General features: G+C 71.9%; 11 protein-coding genes. 9 read left to right on the top strand and 2 right to left on the bottom strand.

Annotated elements, in window-relative coordinates; genetic code table 11:
- Positions 1 to 187: 187 nt before the first annotated feature.
- From ACFVUH_RS11460 to ACFVUH_RS11440, 5 genes are all read left to right on the top strand, one after another.
- A complete protein-coding gene (locus ACFVUH_RS11460) occupies positions 188 to 3,964 on the top strand; it encodes a multifunctional oxoglutarate decarboxylase/oxoglutarate dehydrogenase thiamine pyrophosphate-binding subunit/dihydrolipoyllysine-residue succinyltransferase subunit (protein ID WP_387912612.1) in 3,777 nt (1,258 codons plus the stop codon).
- Positions 3,965 to 4,305: 341 nt separating this feature from the next.
- A complete protein-coding gene (locus tag ACFVUH_RS11455) occupies positions 4,306 to 6,291 on the top strand; it encodes a serine/threonine-protein kinase (RefSeq protein WP_387912610.1) in 1,986 nt (661 codons plus the stop codon).
- 49 nt (positions 6,292 to 6,340) lie between these two features.
- Positions 6,341 to 6,520: a DUF6104 family protein gene (locus ACFVUH_RS11450; RefSeq protein WP_030309148.1), complete on the top strand. Its 180-nt coding sequence runs from the start codon at positions 6,341 to 6,343 to the stop codon at positions 6,518 to 6,520.
- Between the two features lie 218 nt (positions 6,521 to 6,738).
- A complete protein-coding gene (locus tag ACFVUH_RS11445; protein ID WP_387912608.1) occupies positions 6,739 to 7,656 on the top strand; it encodes a DUF4097 domain-containing protein in 918 nt (305 codons plus the stop codon).
- A gap of 1 nt (position 7,657) precedes the next feature.
- A complete protein-coding gene (locus ACFVUH_RS11440; protein ID WP_387912606.1) occupies positions 7,658 to 8,776 on the top strand; it encodes a PadR family transcriptional regulator in 1,119 nt (372 codons plus the stop codon).
- A gap of 84 nt (positions 8,777 to 8,860) precedes the next feature.
- Here the strand turns inward: ACFVUH_RS11440 and ACFVUH_RS11435 are convergent, their stop codons facing one another.
- Positions 8,861 to 9,823 (bottom strand): zinc-binding dehydrogenase, encoded by a 963-nt coding sequence (locus ACFVUH_RS11435; protein ID WP_387912604.1) that lies wholly within the window; start codon positions 9,821 to 9,823, stop codon positions 8,861 to 8,863.
- 100 nt (positions 9,824 to 9,923) lie between these two features.
- Positions 9,924 to 11,120 carry an NADP-dependent malic enzyme gene (locus ACFVUH_RS11430; RefSeq protein WP_355363969.1) on the bottom strand — a complete coding sequence of 399 codons (1,197 nt, stop codon included), beginning with the start codon at positions 11,118 to 11,120 and terminating at the stop codon, positions 9,924 to 9,926.
- A 616-nt stretch (positions 11,121 to 11,736) separates the two neighbouring features.
- Between ACFVUH_RS11430 and ACFVUH_RS11425 the strand changes: the two genes are divergently transcribed.
- From ACFVUH_RS11425 to ACFVUH_RS11410, 4 genes are all read left to right on the top strand, one after another.
- Positions 11,737 to 12,663 carry an ABC transporter substrate-binding protein gene (locus ACFVUH_RS11425; protein WP_387912602.1) on the top strand — a complete coding sequence of 309 codons (927 nt, stop codon included), beginning with the start codon at positions 11,737 to 11,739 and terminating at the stop codon, positions 12,661 to 12,663.
- Positions 12,664 to 13,052: 389 nt separating this feature from the next.
- Positions 13,053 to 13,988: an ABC transporter substrate-binding protein gene (locus ACFVUH_RS11420; protein WP_355363963.1), complete on the top strand. Its 936-nt coding sequence runs from the start codon at positions 13,053 to 13,055 to the stop codon at positions 13,986 to 13,988.
- A gap of 57 nt (positions 13,989 to 14,045) precedes the next feature.
- The gene (locus ACFVUH_RS11415) at positions 14,046 to 14,996 is read left to right on the top strand and encodes an amino acid ABC transporter permease (protein WP_355363960.1); all 951 of its coding nucleotides are present in this window, start codon (positions 14,046 to 14,048) and stop codon (positions 14,994 to 14,996) included.
- Positions 14,993 to 15,793: an amino acid ABC transporter ATP-binding protein gene (locus ACFVUH_RS11410; protein WP_387912599.1), complete on the top strand. Its 801-nt coding sequence runs from the start codon at positions 14,993 to 14,995 to the stop codon at positions 15,791 to 15,793. Before ACFVUH_RS11415 ends, ACFVUH_RS11410 begins: the two co-directional genes overlap by 4 nt.
- Positions 15,794 to 15,912: the final 119 nt, after the last annotated feature.

The following is a 15,912-nucleotide window of genomic DNA, read 5'->3' as shown; positions in this document are numbered from 1 at the left end:
GATCAGAACCGGTCGGTTCCCCTCCGCTGCGGGTTTCTAACGCACATTTCCAGCCAAACAGCAGGTCAGGACTGTGATCTGGGCGACGCCTGCCCCCCGGGGACTGCGCGATCACTGGTCGGAGGCGTAGCCTTAATCCCCGCTGTCCAAACATCCCAAAAGGAAGCGGAAGAGGGCGGTTGCCGCCGTGTCGCCACAGTCCCCTGAACACCCCAACAGCTCGGCAAGCTCCACTGGCTTCGGCCCCAATGAGTGGCTCGTCGACGAGATCTACCAGCAGTACCTCCAGGACCCGAACTCGGTCGACCGAGCCTGGTGGGACTTTTTCGCCGACTACAAGCCCGGTACCGAGGTGACCCCAGTGACCCAGGCCGCGACCCAGGCCGGCGCTACGCCGACCCCCGCCGCCGCCCCCGCGACGCCCGCCGCCGCTCCGGCCGCCCAAGCCCAGGCCCCGGCCCCCGCGCCGGTGCAGCCGGCCCCGGCCGCCCCCGTGGCGCCCGTCGCCGCGCCGGCCCCCGCGCCGCTCGCCGCCGCCCCGGCCGCGCCGCCGGCGCCCAAGGCCGCCGCCCCGGCCCCCGCGCCCGCCGCCGAGGCCACCGGCCCCGCGCTGGTGCAGCTGCGCGGTCCGGCCAAGGCCGTCGCGACCAACATGGACGCCTCGCTGGAGGTGCCGACCGCGACCTCGGTGCGCGCCGTTCCGGCCAAGCTGTTGATCGACAACCGCATCGTCATCAACAACCACCTGCAGCGCGCCCGCGGTGGCAAGGTCTCCTTCACCCACCTGATCGGCTACGCCCTGGTCCAGGCCGTCAAGGCCTCCCCGGGCATGAACCACAGCTACAAGGTGGAGGACGGCAAGTCCTACCTGGTCAAGCCCGAGCACGTGAACCTCGGCCTGGCCATCGACCTGGTCAAGCCGAACGGTGACCGCCAGCTCGTCGTCGCGGCCATCAAGAAGGCCGAGACCCTCGACTTCTTCGGCTTCTGGCAGGCCTACGAGGACATCGTCCGCCGGGCCCGCGCCAACAAGCTGACGATGGACGACTTCACCGGCGTCACGGTCTCGCTGACCAACCCCGGTGGCATCGGCACCGTGCACTCCGTGCCGCGCCTCATGCAGAACCAGGGCACCATCGTCGGCGTCGGCGCCATGGAGTACCCGGCCGAGTTCCAGGGCTCCGCCCCGGAGACCCTGGCCCGCCTCGGCGTCTCCAAGATCATGACGCTGACCTCGACCTACGACCACCGCGTCATCCAGGGCGCGGCGTCCGGCGAGTTCCTGCGCACGATCCACCAGCTGCTGCTCGGCCAGAACGGCTTCTACGACGAGATCTTCGAGTCGCTGCGGATCCCGTACGAGCCGGTCCGCTGGGCCACCGACGTCGCCACCACCCACGACGACGAGGTCAACAAGACCGCCCGCGTCATCGAGCTGATCCACTCCTACCGGGTCCGCGGCCACCTCATGGCCGACACCGACCCGCTGGAGTACAAGCAGCGCAAGCACCCCGACCTGGACGTCACCACCCACGGCCTCACCCTGTGGGACCTGGAGCGCGAGTTCGCGGTCGGCGGCTTCGGCGGCCAGCGGATGATGAAGCTCCGCGACATCCTCGGTCTGCTGCGCAACACCTACTGCCGCACCGTCGGCATCGAGTACATGCACATCCAGGACCCGACGCAGCGCAAGTGGCTGCAGGACCGCCTGGAGAAGCCGTACACCAAGCCCGAGCGCGAGGAGCAGCTGCGCATCCTGCGCCGGCTGAACTCCGCCGAGGCCTTCGAGACCTTCCTGCAGACGAAGTACGTCGGCCAGAAGCGCTTCTCGCTGGAGGGCGGCGAGTCGCTCATCCCGCTGCTCGACGCCACCATCGACGCCGCCGCCGAGCACCGCCTCGACGAGGCCGTCATCGGCATGGCCCACCGCGGCCGCCTCAACGTGCTGGCCAACATCGTCGGCAAGCCGTACGGCAAGATCTTCGGCGAGTTCGAGGGCAACCTCGACCCGAAGTCCATGCACGGCTCCGGCGACGTGAAGTACCACCTCGGCTCCGAGGGCACCTTCACCGGCCTGGACGGCGAGACCATCAAGGTCTCGCTCGCCGCGAACCCCTCCCACCTGGAGGCCGTGGACCCGGTCGTCGAGGGCATCGCCCGCGCCAAGCAGGACATCCTGGACCAGGGCGGCACCACCTTCCCGGTGCTGCCGATCCAGATCCACGGCGACGCGGCCTTCGCCGGCCAGGGCGTCGTCGCGGAGACCCTGAACATGTCGCAGCTGCGCGGCTACCGCACCGGCGGCACCGTGCACGTCGTGGTGAACAACCAGGTCGGCTTCACCGCCGCCCCGGCCTCCAGCCGCTCCTCGATGTACTGCACCGACGTGGCCCGCATGATCGAGGCCCCGATCTTCCACGTGAACGGCGACGACCCGGAGGCCGTGGTCCGCGTCGCGCGGCTCGCCTTCGAGTTCCGCCAGGAGTTCCACAAGGACGTGGTGATCGACCTCATCTGCTACCGCCGCCGCGGTCACAACGAGGCCGACAACCCGTCGTTCACCCAGCCGCTGATGTACGACCTGATCGACAAGAAGCGCTCGGTGCGCAAGCTGTACACCGAGGGCCTGATCGGTCGCGGCGACATCACCATGGAAGAGGCGGAGCAGGCGCTCCAGGACTTCCAGGGCCAGCTGGAGAAGGTCTTCGCCGAGGTCCGCGACGCCGCCCAGGCCCCGGCCGCCGCCACCGGCGGCAAGCCGGTCGCCGACTTCCCGGTCAACATCCAGACCGGCATCTCCCAGGAGATGGTCAAGCGGATCGCCGCCTCGCAGGTCAACCTGCCGGACTGGCTGACCGTTCACCCGCGCCTGCTGCCGCAGCTGCAGCGCCGCGCCGGCTCGGTCGAGGACAACACCATCGACTGGGCGATGGGCGAGACCCTCGCCATCGGCTCGCTGCTCATGGAGGGCCACCCGGTCCGCCTGGCCGGCCAGGACAGCCGCCGCGGCACCTTCGGCCAGCGGCACGCCGTCCTGATCGACCGGAGCACCGGCGAGGACTACACCCCGCTGCAGTACCTCACCGAGGACCAGGCCCGCTACACCGTGTACGACAGCCTGCTGTCCGAGTACGCGGCGATGGGCTTCGAGTACGGCTACTCGCTGACCCGCCCGAACGCGCTGGTCATGTGGGAGGCGCAGTTCGGCGACTTCGTCAACGGCGCGCAGAGCGTGGTGGACGAGTACATCTCCTCCGCCGAGCAGAAGTGGGGCCAGCACTCGGGCGTCACCCTGCTGCTGCCGCACGGCTACGAGGGCCAGGGCCCGGACCACTCGTCCGCCCGCCCGGAGCGCTTCCTCCAGCTGTGCGCGCAGAACAACATGACGGTCGCCATGCCGACCCTGCCGTCGAACTACTTCCACCTGCTCCGCTGGCAGGCGCACAACCCGCACCACAAGCCGCTGGTCGTCTTCACCCCGAAGTCGATGCTGCGTCTGAAGGCCGCGGCGAGCGCCACCGAGGAGTTCCTGTCCGGCTCCTTCCGCCCGGTCATCGGCGACAGCACCGTCGACCCGGCGCAGGTCCGCAAGGTGGTCATCACCGCCGGCAAGTTCTACTACGACCTGGAGGCGGCCCGCACCGAGCGCGGCGTCACCGACACCGCGATCGTCCGGGTCGAGCGGCTCTACCCGCTGCCGGTGGCCGAGCTCCAGGAGGAGCTGGCCCGCTACGGCGACGACGTCCAGTTCGTCTGGGCCCAGGAGGAGCCGGCCAACCAGGGTGCCTGGCCGTTCATCGCCATGAACCTGGTCGACCACCTGCAGGTCGTCATCGGCCGCAGCGCCAACGGCGCCCGGCTGCGTCGCGTCGCCCGCCCGGCCTCCTCGGCCCCGGCGGTCGGCTCGGCCAAGCGGCACGGTGCCGAGCAGCAGGCGCTGATCGAGGAGGTCTTCTCGCTCTGACCCGCCGGCCCCGACCGGCCGGTGGCGAGGCCCCGGCAGTACGGCCCCCCGTTCCCCTGGACTCCAGAGGAACGGGGGGCCGCCGCCGTTCCGGGCCGGGACCGGCCGATGCGCACGGGCCGACGTGCAGCGGCCAACATGCAGGGGCCGACGTGCAGCGGCCGATGTGCACCGGCTGTGTGCGAAGGTCCCAGCTCTGCAACCAAAGCGGCACCGATCCGCGCGGCTTCCTGACGGGTCGATAGGTTATGCCTCGCCAGACCGCCGCCCGGGCAAGCCCGTCGGCGCGCCCCTTCCCGGCGGTCGGTGGACCTCGCCGCTCTCCCAGGGGGATCAACCGCATGACCGCCGACACGCCACGGGACGCCGCCGCCGCGCCGCTCCCGCCGGTCTTCCAACCGCTGCTCCCGGACGATCCCCGGGAGGTCGGCGGCTACCGGCTGTTCGCCCGGCTCGGGGCCGGCGGCATGGGCCGGGTCTACCTCTCGTACACGCCCGGCGGCCGGCCGGTGGCGCTCAAGGTGGTCCGCCCGGAGTTCGCCGAGGACGGCGAGTTCCGCCGCCGGTTCGCCCAGGAGGTCTCCAACGCCCAGCGGATCCACGGCCTCTACACCGCCCAGGTGATCGACTCCGGCGGCCTGGACGGCGACGCCCCGTGGCTCGTCACCGCCTACGTCCCCGGCCCGTCCCTGCAGCAGGTGGTGCGGGAGAACGGCGCGCTGCCGGTGCGCACCGTCCTGCTGCTGATGGGCGGCATCGCCGAGGCCCTGCAGGCGATCCACAGCGTCGAGGTGGTCCACCGCGACCTCAAGCCGGCCAATGTGCTGGTGGCCGGCGACGGTCCGCGGGTGATCGACTTCGGCATCGCCCGGGCCGCCGACGCCACCGCGCTCACCGGCACCGGCTACCGGATCGGCTCGCCCGCGTTCATGTCGCCCGAGCAGGCCCAGGGCAGCCCGGTCACCCCGGCCACCGACGTGTTCGCGCTCGGCGCGCTGGCCGCGTACGTGGCCGGCGGCGCCCCGCCGTTCGGCGACGGCCCGGACACCGCCGTGCTCTACCGGGTGGTGCACGAGCAGCCCGACCTGGACGCCGTCCCGGCCGGACTGCGCGAACTGATCCTGCGCTGCCTGGCGAAGTCCCCCGAGGACCGGCCCCGGCCCGCCGAGATCATCGACGTCGCCCGCAACCACCCGACCGTCGGCGGCCAGCTGCGGTTCTCCGACGACTGGCTGCCCAAGCAGGTCAACACCGAGATCACCCGCCGCTCGGACCTGCCGAAGACCCCGCCCACCCCGCTGCCGGCCGCGCCCGCCGCGCCGCCCGTGCCGCCCCCCGTGCCGCCGACGGCCCCTCCGACGGCTCCCCCGACGGCTCCCCCGGCCGCGCCGGTGGCCGCGCCGGCCCACCGGCCCACCACGCCGTCCTTCGGTCCGCCGCCGCCCGGCTACGGCCCCGCCCGGCCGGACACCCCGCCGCCCGGCTTCGTGCCGCCGCCGCTCGGCGCGTACGGCGCCGCCCAGGTGCCCGCCGACGCCCCGGCCGGCCCGCCGTTCGGCTCCCCGCCGACCGTCCAGCTGCGCCCGGAGCCGCCGTCCTACGACACCCCGCCGCCCGGACCGGTGGTCACCGACACCCCCGCGCCGGAGCCGGCCCGCAAGGGCGGCGTCTCCTGGAAGGTGCTGCTGACCGTCGCCCTGGTGATGGCGCTCGGCGGCACGGCCGGCGGCGTGGTGCTGATGTCCAAGTTCGGCGGGAAGAACGACGACAAGCGGAGCACCGCCGCCGACACCCCGGGGAGCTCCCGGCCCGCCGCACCGCCGGCCACCACCCCGGCCGGTGCGCCGGCCGCCGGCACGCCGCCCGCGACGGGCGGCGACCCGGCCCCGACCGCCGCCGCCTCCCCCTCGAAGTCCTCGCCGACCGCCTCCGCGACCCGCCCCGCGAAGTACGTCGAGGTCTACAAGGACCAGGTGCTGTCCATCCCGCCGAGCGCCAACTACGAGTTCGACCTCAAGAACGGCAAGGTCGTGCCCGCCGGCACGGCGGACTGGAAGGTCGGCACCCTCGGCGCCGAGTTCCGGCTGAGCGAGAAGAGCGACGCCTATGTCGCCAAGGACAACAGCCCGCTCACGCCGGAGTCCTGCGCCGCCGGCATCGACCGCGAGCCGGCCGCCGACTTCAAGTTCGACAACCTGCCGGCGGACCGCCAGTTCTGCGTCCGCCAGCGGGCCTCGGGCTCGATCGTCGTGCTGAAGGTCGTCAAGCTGGGCGACAGCGACGGTGCGGCCACCTGCTCCCTCACCTACTACCGCAACGACGGCTGACCGCGTTCTATCCTGACCAGGTCGAATCCCCATCGGACCGGAGCGAACCGTGTACTTCACCGACCGCGGCATCGAGGAACTGGAGAGCCGGCGCGGCGACGAGGAGGTCACCTTCGAGTGGCTGGCCGAGCGCCTGCGCGAGTTCGTCGACCTCAACCCGGACTTCGAGGTCCCGGTCGAGCGGCTGGCCACCTGGCTGGCGCGGCTCGACGACGAGGACGACGAGTGATCCGCTGACCCGGTGAACGACCGTCGTTCGGGGCCCGGAGCCAACCGCCTCCGGGCCCCTTCGCATGCCCGCCGCGGGGCTCCCCGTAGGGGCTGACGTCCGGGTCCGCTCCGGGTCGGCCTCGGGGTGGGACTCCCTTGACTTCGCCGTTACGCGATATATCGTCTTCAGGAGAGACAACGCGATACATCGCGAGTTCCGAACGGGAGGCGGCAGAGATGAGCCAGTGGACGGTCGAAGGACCCGACAGGATCACCATCGAGGAGACGGTCCGGACCCTGCAGGTGCGCACCGTCGACGGCACGGTCAACGTGGTCGCCGCCGACGGTCCCGCCCGGCTGGAGGTCACCGAGCTCACGGGCGAGCCGCTGCACGTCACCCTGGTCGACGGCGTCCTCACCGTCACCTACAAGGACATCAGCAGCTGGAACGAGTTCGGCGACGTCCTGAAGTCGGTCGACTCGGTGAAGGGCTTCTTCTCCTCCTTCAAGCACAAGCGGACCGCCGCCGTCACCCTGACCGTGCCGGCCGGCACCGAGGTCAAGGTCGGCACCGTCTCCGCCGCGACGACGGTCTCCGGTTTCACCGGCCACGTCTCGACGCAGACCGCCAACGCGGACGTCACCCTGGTCGGCCTGGCCGGGCAGACCGACGCCAAGACCGTCACCGGCGACGTGGACGCCCAGTCGGTGGCCGGCCGGCTGCAGCTGAACACCGTCTCCGGCCGGCTCACCGTGGTCGCCGGCACCGCCGAGAAGGTGTCCGCCAACGCCGTCACCGGCGCGGTGACCCTGGACCTGGCCGGCGCCACCCCGACCGAGATCAAGGTCAAGACGGTCAGCGGCGCGGTCGGCGTCCGGCTCCCCTCGCTGGCCGACACCAAGGTCGAGGCCGGCACCACCAGCGGCGACCTCTCCTCCAGCTTCGACGAGCTCAAGGTCGGCGGCAGCTGGGGCACCAAGCGCCTCTCCGGCCAGCTCGGCGACGGCAGGGGCAGCCTCTCGGTCACCACCGTCTCCGGTGCGGTCACCGTGCTGCAGCGGCCGGACGCCGACGACGACGCCCAGGTGGTCGTCCGGGAGCTGCCCACCTCGGACGGCCCGTCCACCGGCCCCGACCTGACCAAGGAGGCCTGACATGACCCCCGTCTTCGGCCACGGCCGGCTCCGGCTCTACCTGCTGAAGCTGCTCGACGAGGCCCCGCGCCACGGCTACGAGGTGATCCGCCTGCTGGAGGAGCGCTTCCAGGGCCTGTACGCGCCCTCCGCCGGCACCGTCTACCCGCGGCTGGCCAAGCTGGAGCAGGAGGGCCTGGTCGCGCACAGCACCGAGGGCGGCCGCAAGGTCTACCGGCTCACCGACGCGGGCCGCGCCGAACTCGCCGCCCGGCAGGGCGAGCTCGACGAGCTGGAGGTCGAGATCCGCGACTCGGTGGCCCAGCTGGCCGGGGCGATCCGCGAGGACGTCCGGAACAGCGCCCAGGACCTGCGCGAGCAGCTCTGGAGCGACGCCGAGCAGGCCCGGAAGAACGCCCCGCGGCCGGAGGCGGCGGACGGGGACGGGGACGGGGACGGGGGTGCCGGCAGCCCGTGGGCCGGGCCGTGGGGCGAGCAGGCGGCCTGGCAGCGCGCCAAGGAGGAGTTCGCCGAGTTCAAGCGGCAGGCCCGGGAGCAGGCCAAGCGGGCCAAGGAGCAGGAGAAGGCCGCCAAGGCCAAGGCCAAGGCGGCCGAGGAGGAGGCCCGCCGGCTGCGCGAGCAGTCCCGGGCGGCACGGACGGCGGCCCAGCAGGAGGCGCTGCGGATCAAGCGCCGGGTCGAGCAGCAGGTGCGCGAGCACGCGACGCGCGGCGACTGGCCGACCGGGCTGGCCGAGGGGCTCTCCGAGCTGACCAAGGGGCTGGCCGGGCTGGCCGACGCGGCCCGCTGGGGCCACCCGTCGGACGAGAAGGCCGAGAAGGGCGAGAAGGCCGGGACGGCGCGGCCCTCCGCCGGTGCGCCCGGCGCCGAGCGGATCACCGTCACCCGGATCGACCTGGACAAGGACGAGCCGGCCGGCGCGGCCCCGGCCGATCTGCCGCCGTGGACCGCCACCGACCCGGCCGGCGACCCGGCCCGGGAGCTGGAGCGGCTGCTCGACCGCTTCCGCGACCAGGTCCGCGACGCGGCCAGGGACGGCGGGGTGACGCCCGACCGGCTCGCCGAGGCCCGCGGCCTGCTCGGCGAGGCCGGTGAGCGGCTGAAGCGCCTGCTCGGCTGAACCGGAGCCCGGGCGCCCGGCACCCCGCGCGGGTGCCGGGCGCCGACGTGTCAGGGCATCAGGGGGTCAAGTGGTCAGGGGGGGTCAGGGGGTGAGGACGATCTTGCCGAAGACGTCGCCCCCGGCCATCCGGGCGAAGGCCTCCGGCGCCCCGGCCAGCGGCAGCACCGAGTCGATGACCGGCCGGACGCCGGTGGTGGCGCAGAACGAGAGCAGCCCGGCCAGCTCCTCCTTGGTGCCCATGGTCGAGCCGACCACCTTCAGCTCCAGGAAGAAGATCCGGTTCAGCTCGGCCGCCGCCGGGTTGGGCCCCGAGGTGGCGCCGGAGATGACGATCGTGCCGCCCGGGCGCAGCGACTTCACCGAGTGCGACCAGGTGGCCGCGCCGACCGTCTCCAGCACCGCGTCCACCCGCTCGGGCAGCCGGGCCCCGCTCGGGAAGGCCGCGTCGGCGCCCAGCTCCACCGCCCGGGCCCGCTTGGCCTCGTCCCGGCCGGTGACCCAGACCCGCAGGCCCGCCGCCCTGCCGAGGACCACCAGCGCGGTGGACACCCCACCGCCGGCGCCCTGCACCAGGACGGTGTCACCGGGCTTCACCCCGGCGTTGGTGAACAGCATCCGATAGGCCGTCAGCCAGGCGGTGGGCAGGCAGGCGGCCTCCTCGAAGGAGAGCGCGGCGGGCTTGGGCAGCAGGTTCCAGGTGGGGACGGCCACCTGCTGGGCGAAGGTGCCCTGGTAGCGCTCGGTGAGGATCGAGCGGGGCTCGTCCGGCCCGACCCCGTGCCCGCTCTGGCCGATCACGGAGTGCAGCACCACCTCGTTGCCGTGCTCGTCGACACCGGCGGCGTCGCAGCCGAGGATCATCGGCAGCCTCCCGGCGGGCAGGCCGACCCCGCGCAGGGACCAGAGGTCGTGGTGGTTCAGGCTGGCGGCCCTGACCGTGACCACGCTCCACCCGGGGCGGGCCTGCGGTTCGGGGCGCTCGCCGAGCTCCAGCCCGCTCAGCGGGTCGTCGGCGTCGATTCGTGCGGCGTAGGCGGCAAACATGCCCCGGACGATAGCCAGAACGGCCCCGGGCCCGGAACAACGCGAAGCTGTGACGCGTGTCCCGGGCCCGGGCGGAGTGTTCCTGACGTTCTCCCGCCGGCTACCGGCGCGCGACGCCCTCCGCGCGGGCGGCCTCGGCGACGGCCTTGCTGACGGCCGGCGCGACCCGCTCGTCGAACGGCGAGGGGATGACCCTCTGCGGCGTCAGCTCGTCGGCCACCACGCCCGCCAGCGCCTTGGCGGCGGCCAGCTTCATGCCCTCGGTGATCCGGGTGGCCCGGACCTGCAGCGCGCCCGCGAAGATGCCCGGGAAGGCCAGCACGTTGTTGATCTGGTTCGGGAAGTCGCTGCGCCCGGTGGCCACCACGGCCGCGTACTTGTGCGCGACCTCGGGGTGGATCTCCGGGGTGGGGTTGGCCATGGCGAAGACGAACGCGCCCTCGGCCATGGTCGCGACGACCGGCTCCGGCACGGTGCCGCCGGAGACGCCGATGAAGACGTCGGCGCCGGCCATCGCGTCGGCCAGGGTGCCCTTGAGGCCGGTGCGGTTGGTCAGCCCGGCGATCTCCGCCTTGACGTCGGTGAGGTCCTCGCGGCCCTGGTGCACCACGCCCTTGCGGTCGCAGACGGCCACGTCGCCGATGCCGGCGGCGAGCAGCATCTTGGCGATGGCGATGCCGGCCGCGCCGGCGCCGGAGATGACGGCCCGCAGCGAGCCGAGCTCCCGGCCGGTCACCTTGGCGGCGTTCCAGAGCGCGGCGGTGGTGACGATGGCGGTGCCGTGCTGGTCGTCGTGGAAGACCGGGATGTCCAGGGCCTCCTGGAGCCGGCGCTCGATCTCGAAGCAGCGCGGGGCGGAGATGTCCTCCAGGTTGACGCCGCCGAAGGAGGGGGCCAGCCGGACCACGGTCTCGACGATCTCGTCGACCTCGGTGCAGGCCAGCGCGATCGGGACCGCGTCCACGCCGCCGAACTGCTTGAACAGGATCGCCTTGCCCTCCATGACGGGCAGCGAGGCCTCCGGGCCGATGTCGCCCAGGCCCAGCACGGCGGTGCCGTCGGTGACCACGGCCACCGTGTTGGACTTCCAGGTGTAGTCGTTCACGAGCTCGGGCTGCTCGGCGATGGCCGTGCAGACGCGGGCCACACCGGGGGTGTAGGCGAGGGACAGGTCGTCCGCGTCGCGCACCGGGACGGTCGCCCGGACCTCCATCTTGCCGCCGCGGTGGAGCGCGAACACGGCGTCGACCGGATCGTCGGTGTCCTGGGTACTGCTGTGGATGATCTCCGCTGCCACGATGACCTCTTCGTCATTGATCGAGCGAGGACACCCGCCGACGGAGCGGACGACCCGGCCGGTACCGGCTTCCGGCGACCGGTGGCCGGTAACCGGAACCCGGGAACGCCGAAGCGCCCCCGGGGAAGGCTGGGTCGGGGCGCCGCCGTCGGACGAGCGCCCTCGGATGAGGGTTTATGGATTTGTCTGCGTTGGTCCGCGCTGTGCTTCCGGGCCGAGCGTAGGTCGGACGAGGGCATCGCACCCATGCCTTTTCGTCCAAGTCACATGGTTGTCATACGCCTCACAGCCACCCGGCACACCGGGCGCGTGAGAACCGGGCCCCGGCGCGGCAATGGCGGACGCAGCACGCACACCCGCAGGAGTGAACGCAGACGCGGAGGGGAGGCCGGTGCCTCGGATACGGAGTCGTCGTCCTGGACTTCCGTTCCTGCGCACCCCGAGCCTGTTGCGGCCCGGCGGTCTGGTTCGAGCGTCGGGGGTCACCCGGTACCGAATTCTGACACACCCGGCGCCGGGCGCGGCAGGCCGGGATGGGAGGATCCGTTCTTCCGCCATCTCGCGTACACCTCCGCGACGCCGCGGCGCCGTCCCCTCCCTCCCACAGGAGCAACCGATGCACCAGCGTGCCCACTCCCGCCGCCCGGCCGTCGCCGCGCTCGCCCTCGCCACCGCCGGAGCACTGCTGCTGAGCGGCTGCGGTGGGGACGAGGCGGCGGCCAAGGACCCGGTCCAGGAGATCAGGGCGAAGCTGCCGAAGGCCCAGCAGTCGGCGAAGGTGCTCCGGATCGGGATGGACGTCAACTACCCGCCGGTGGAGTTCCGGGGCGCCGACGGCAAGCCGGACGGTCTGGATCCGGACATCACGGCGGCACTCGGCCGGATCCTGGACCTGCGGATCGAGTACGTCGACACGCCCTTCGACAAACTCCTGCCGGATCTCCACACCAAGCAGTTCGACGTGGTGATGTCCGCGCTCAGCGACATCCGCCAGCGCCGCGAGGGCGTGGACGAGGCCGGCAAGCCGGTCGGCCGGCCGGTGGACTTCGTCGACTACTTCATCGCCGGCACCTCGATGGTGGTCGCCAAGGGCAATCCGAAGGGCATCCGCACCCTGGACGACCTCTGCGGCAAGACCGTCGCGGTGCAGTCCGGCACCACCCAGGAGGAGATCCTCACCCGCCAGACCACCGCCTGCACCCGGGCCGGCAAGCCGCTCACCGTGCACAAGTTCGACACCGACCCCAAGGCGCTGGCCGAGGTGGCCGCCGGCACCGCGCACGCGGGCCTGAACGACTTCCCGGTGGCGGCGTACGCGGCGAAGACCACCGACGGCGGCAACCGCCTGGAGGTGGTGACCGGCTCGCAGTCCCGGTCCAACCCGTACGGGATCGCGCTGCGCAAGGAGGACACCGAACTGCGCGACGTGCTGGCGAAGGCGGTCGACCAGCTGATCCGCAGCGGCGAGTACGACAAGATCCTCGCCAAGTGGGACGTGGCCGCGGGCGCGGCCCAGAACGCGGTGGTCAACGGGGGCATCTGAGCGGACCGGGCCGGGCACCGGCGGGGCCCGGCCCGTCGCGCGGGGGACTACGGGGCGATCTGCATACGTATGCACGGAGTGACAGGGACACGGTATTCGTCCGAATAGCGGACGGCATGGCCCCCCGTTATCCGATTTTGATCTGAATCAGGGCCACCCGACCGTCGTCAGATGGCAGGATTCCCCCCATCTCGGATCGAGCCGGCCACTGGTCGAGGCGGCCCGATCGACGCCCACCTCGGCGGACGGTGGCGGAGACGCAGTACCTGGAACCACCCTGCGCAGTTCTCCCAGCCCCACCCGTACAGCGCCGTACGGCCTTTGCTGCCCCGGTACGCCGCTCCCCCGCGGCGCCCCCGCCCGACCTCTCCCTCAGGAGGAGATCCCCCATGATCGTCCGCACCCAGCGCACCCGTCTCCTCGCCACCGCGGCGGTGCTCGCGTCCGCGTCGCTCGTGCTGACCGCCTGCGGCAGCAGCAAGTCCTCCTCCAACGGCGGTGCCGCGGGCGCCAATCCGAGCGCCAGCATCGCCGCGGTGACCGCCGACCCGGCGCTCGCCCCGCTGGTCCCGGCCGACGTCAAGAGCTCGGGCAAGCTCGTCGTCGCCGCCGACGCCTCCTACGCGCCCAACGAGTTCAAGGACGACAAGGGCAACATCATCGGCCTCGACGTCGACCTGGCCGACGCGATCGCCAAGAAGCTCGGCCTGGCCGCCGACGTGCAGAACGCCGACTTCACCTCGATCATCCCGGGCATCACCGCGAAGAAGTACCAGCTCGGCATGAGCTCCTTCACCGACACCAAGGAGCGCGAGCAGACCGTCGACATGGTCAGCTACTTCACCGCCGGCAGCGCCGTCGCGGTCAAGAAGGGCAACCCGGACAAGATCGACCCGAAGGACCTCTGCGGCAAGAAGGTCGCCGTCCAGACCGGCACCACCCAGGCCCAGGAGATCACCGACGTCCGGAACCCGGAGTGCAGCAAGGCGGGCAAGCCGACCATCCCGGACGACGGCAACAAGTTCACCCTGCAGACCGACGTGACCACCGCGCTGGTCTCCGGCCGCGACCAGGTGATGATGGCCGACTCCCCGGTCGTCGACTACGCGGTCAAGCAGACCAACGGCCAGCTGGAGAAGATCGGCGACACCTACGACAGCGCGCCCTACGGCGTCGTCGTCGACAAGGGCTCGCCGCTCACCCCGGCCGTCCAGGGCGCCGTCCAGTCGCTGATCGCCGACGGCACCTACCGGCAGATCCTGGCCAAGTGGGGCGTCGAGGCCGGCGCGATCACCAAGTCCGAGATCAACGCCGCCAAGAGCTGATCCGCGCACCACCACACCCCCTGAGGCCCCAAGGTGAATTCTTCCGAGCAGGGGGCGGTGAAATCGGGACGGCCTGAGACCATCAAGGCCGTCCCGGTGCGCCACCCCGGACGCTGGGCCGGAGCCGCCGTCATCGCCGTTCTCGCGGCGATGCTGCTCCACGCCCTGATCTTCAACCCCGCGTTCCAGTGGGACGTCGTCACGGACACGCTGCAGAACGAGCAGATCCTGCACGGCATCGGCGTGACCCTGGAGCTGACCGTCCTGTCCATGCTGATGGGCGTGGCCGGCGGCGTGCTCCTCGCGATCATGCGGCTCTCGCCGAACCCGCTGCTGTCGGGGACGGCCTGGTTCTACATCTGGATCTTCCGCGGCACCCCCGTCCTGGTGCAGCTGGTGTTCTGGAACTTCCTGGGCGCCCTGTGGCCGAGGCTCTCGCTCGGCATCCCGTTCGGGCCGGAGTTCTGGTCCGAGTCGACCAACACCCTGATCCCCACCTTCACCGCCGCCCTGCTCGGCCTCGGCCTCAACGAGGCGGCGTACATGGCGGAGATCGTCCGCGGCGGCATCCAGTCGGTGGACGAGGGCCAGACCGAGGCCGCCCACGCGCTGGGCATGAGCCGCGCGGCGGCGCTGCGCCGGATCGTGCTCCCGCAGGCGATGCGGGTCATCATCCCGCCGACCGGCAACGAGACCATCTCGATGCTGAAGACCACCTCGCTGGTCCAGGTCATCTCGCTGTCCGAGCTGTTCACCGCCGGCCACGACATCTACTCGCGGACCTTCCAGACCATCCCGGTGCTGGTCGCGGTCAGCATCTACTACCTGATCATGACCTCGATCCTCACGGTGGGGCAGTACTACATCGAGCGGCACTACGCTCGTGGTGCGAACCGGACCCTGCCGCCCACGCCGCTCCAGCGGCTGCGGCTGCTGTTCGGCGGCCGGCCCGCCCCGAAGGCCAAGAACGACGTGGTCCCCGGACTCGAGGGAGGCGGCCACGTATGACCGACCTGACCAAGACCCCCGCCGACGCCGCCGCCGGCACCCCCATGGTGAAGGCCGAGGGCGTCCACAAGTCCTACGGCCAGGTCGAGGTGCTCAAGGGCATCGACCTGGAGGTCCGGCAGAACGAGGTGTTCTGCCTGGTCGGCCCGTCCGGCTCCGGCAAGTCGACCTTCCTGCGCTGCATCAACCACCTGGAGAAGATCAACGGCGGCCGCCTCTGGGTGGACGGCGAGCTGGTCGGCTACCGGCAGCGCGGCGACAAGCTCTACGAGCTCAAGGACCGCGAGGTCGCGCTCAAGCGGCGGGACATCGGCATGGTGTTCCAGCGCTTCAACCTCTTCCCGCACATGACCGCGGTGGAGAACGTCATGGAGGCGCCGGTCCAGGTCAAGCGCGAGTCCAAGGCCGCGGCCAGGGAGAACGCCATGGCCCTGCTGGAGCGGGTCGGCCTGGCCGCCAAGGCCGGGAACTACCCGTCCCAGCTCTCCGGCGGCCAGCAGCAGCGGGTGGCCATAGCGCGGGCGCTCGCCATGAAGCCCAAGCTGATGCTCTTCGACGAGCCGACCTCGGCGCTCGACCCCGAGCTGGTCGGCGAGGTGCTCGACGTCATGCGCGGGCTCGCCGACGAGGGGATGACCATGATCGTGGTCACCCATGAGATGGGCTTCGCCCGCGAGGTCGGCGACGCGCTGGTCTTCATGGACGGCGGCGTGGTCGTCGAGTCCGGCAGCCCCCGCGAGGTGCTCACCGACCCGAAGCACGAGCGCACCCGCGCCTTCCTCTCCAAGGTGCTCTGAGCGCACCGCCCCCGCGGCGCCCGGCAGGCAGGTCCTGCCGCGCCCCGCCCCATTCCCGCATTCCCCCAACGGGGAATAAGCTCGAGGCAAACCCCACCGTACATCCCCTCGTGAAGGAC

The organism is Kitasatospora sp. NPDC058032 (assembly GCF_042885845.1).
GTDB lineage: Bacteria > Actinomycetota > Actinomycetes > Streptomycetales > Streptomycetaceae > Kitasatospora.
This window is presented reverse-complemented; position numbering and strand designations above follow the sequence as displayed.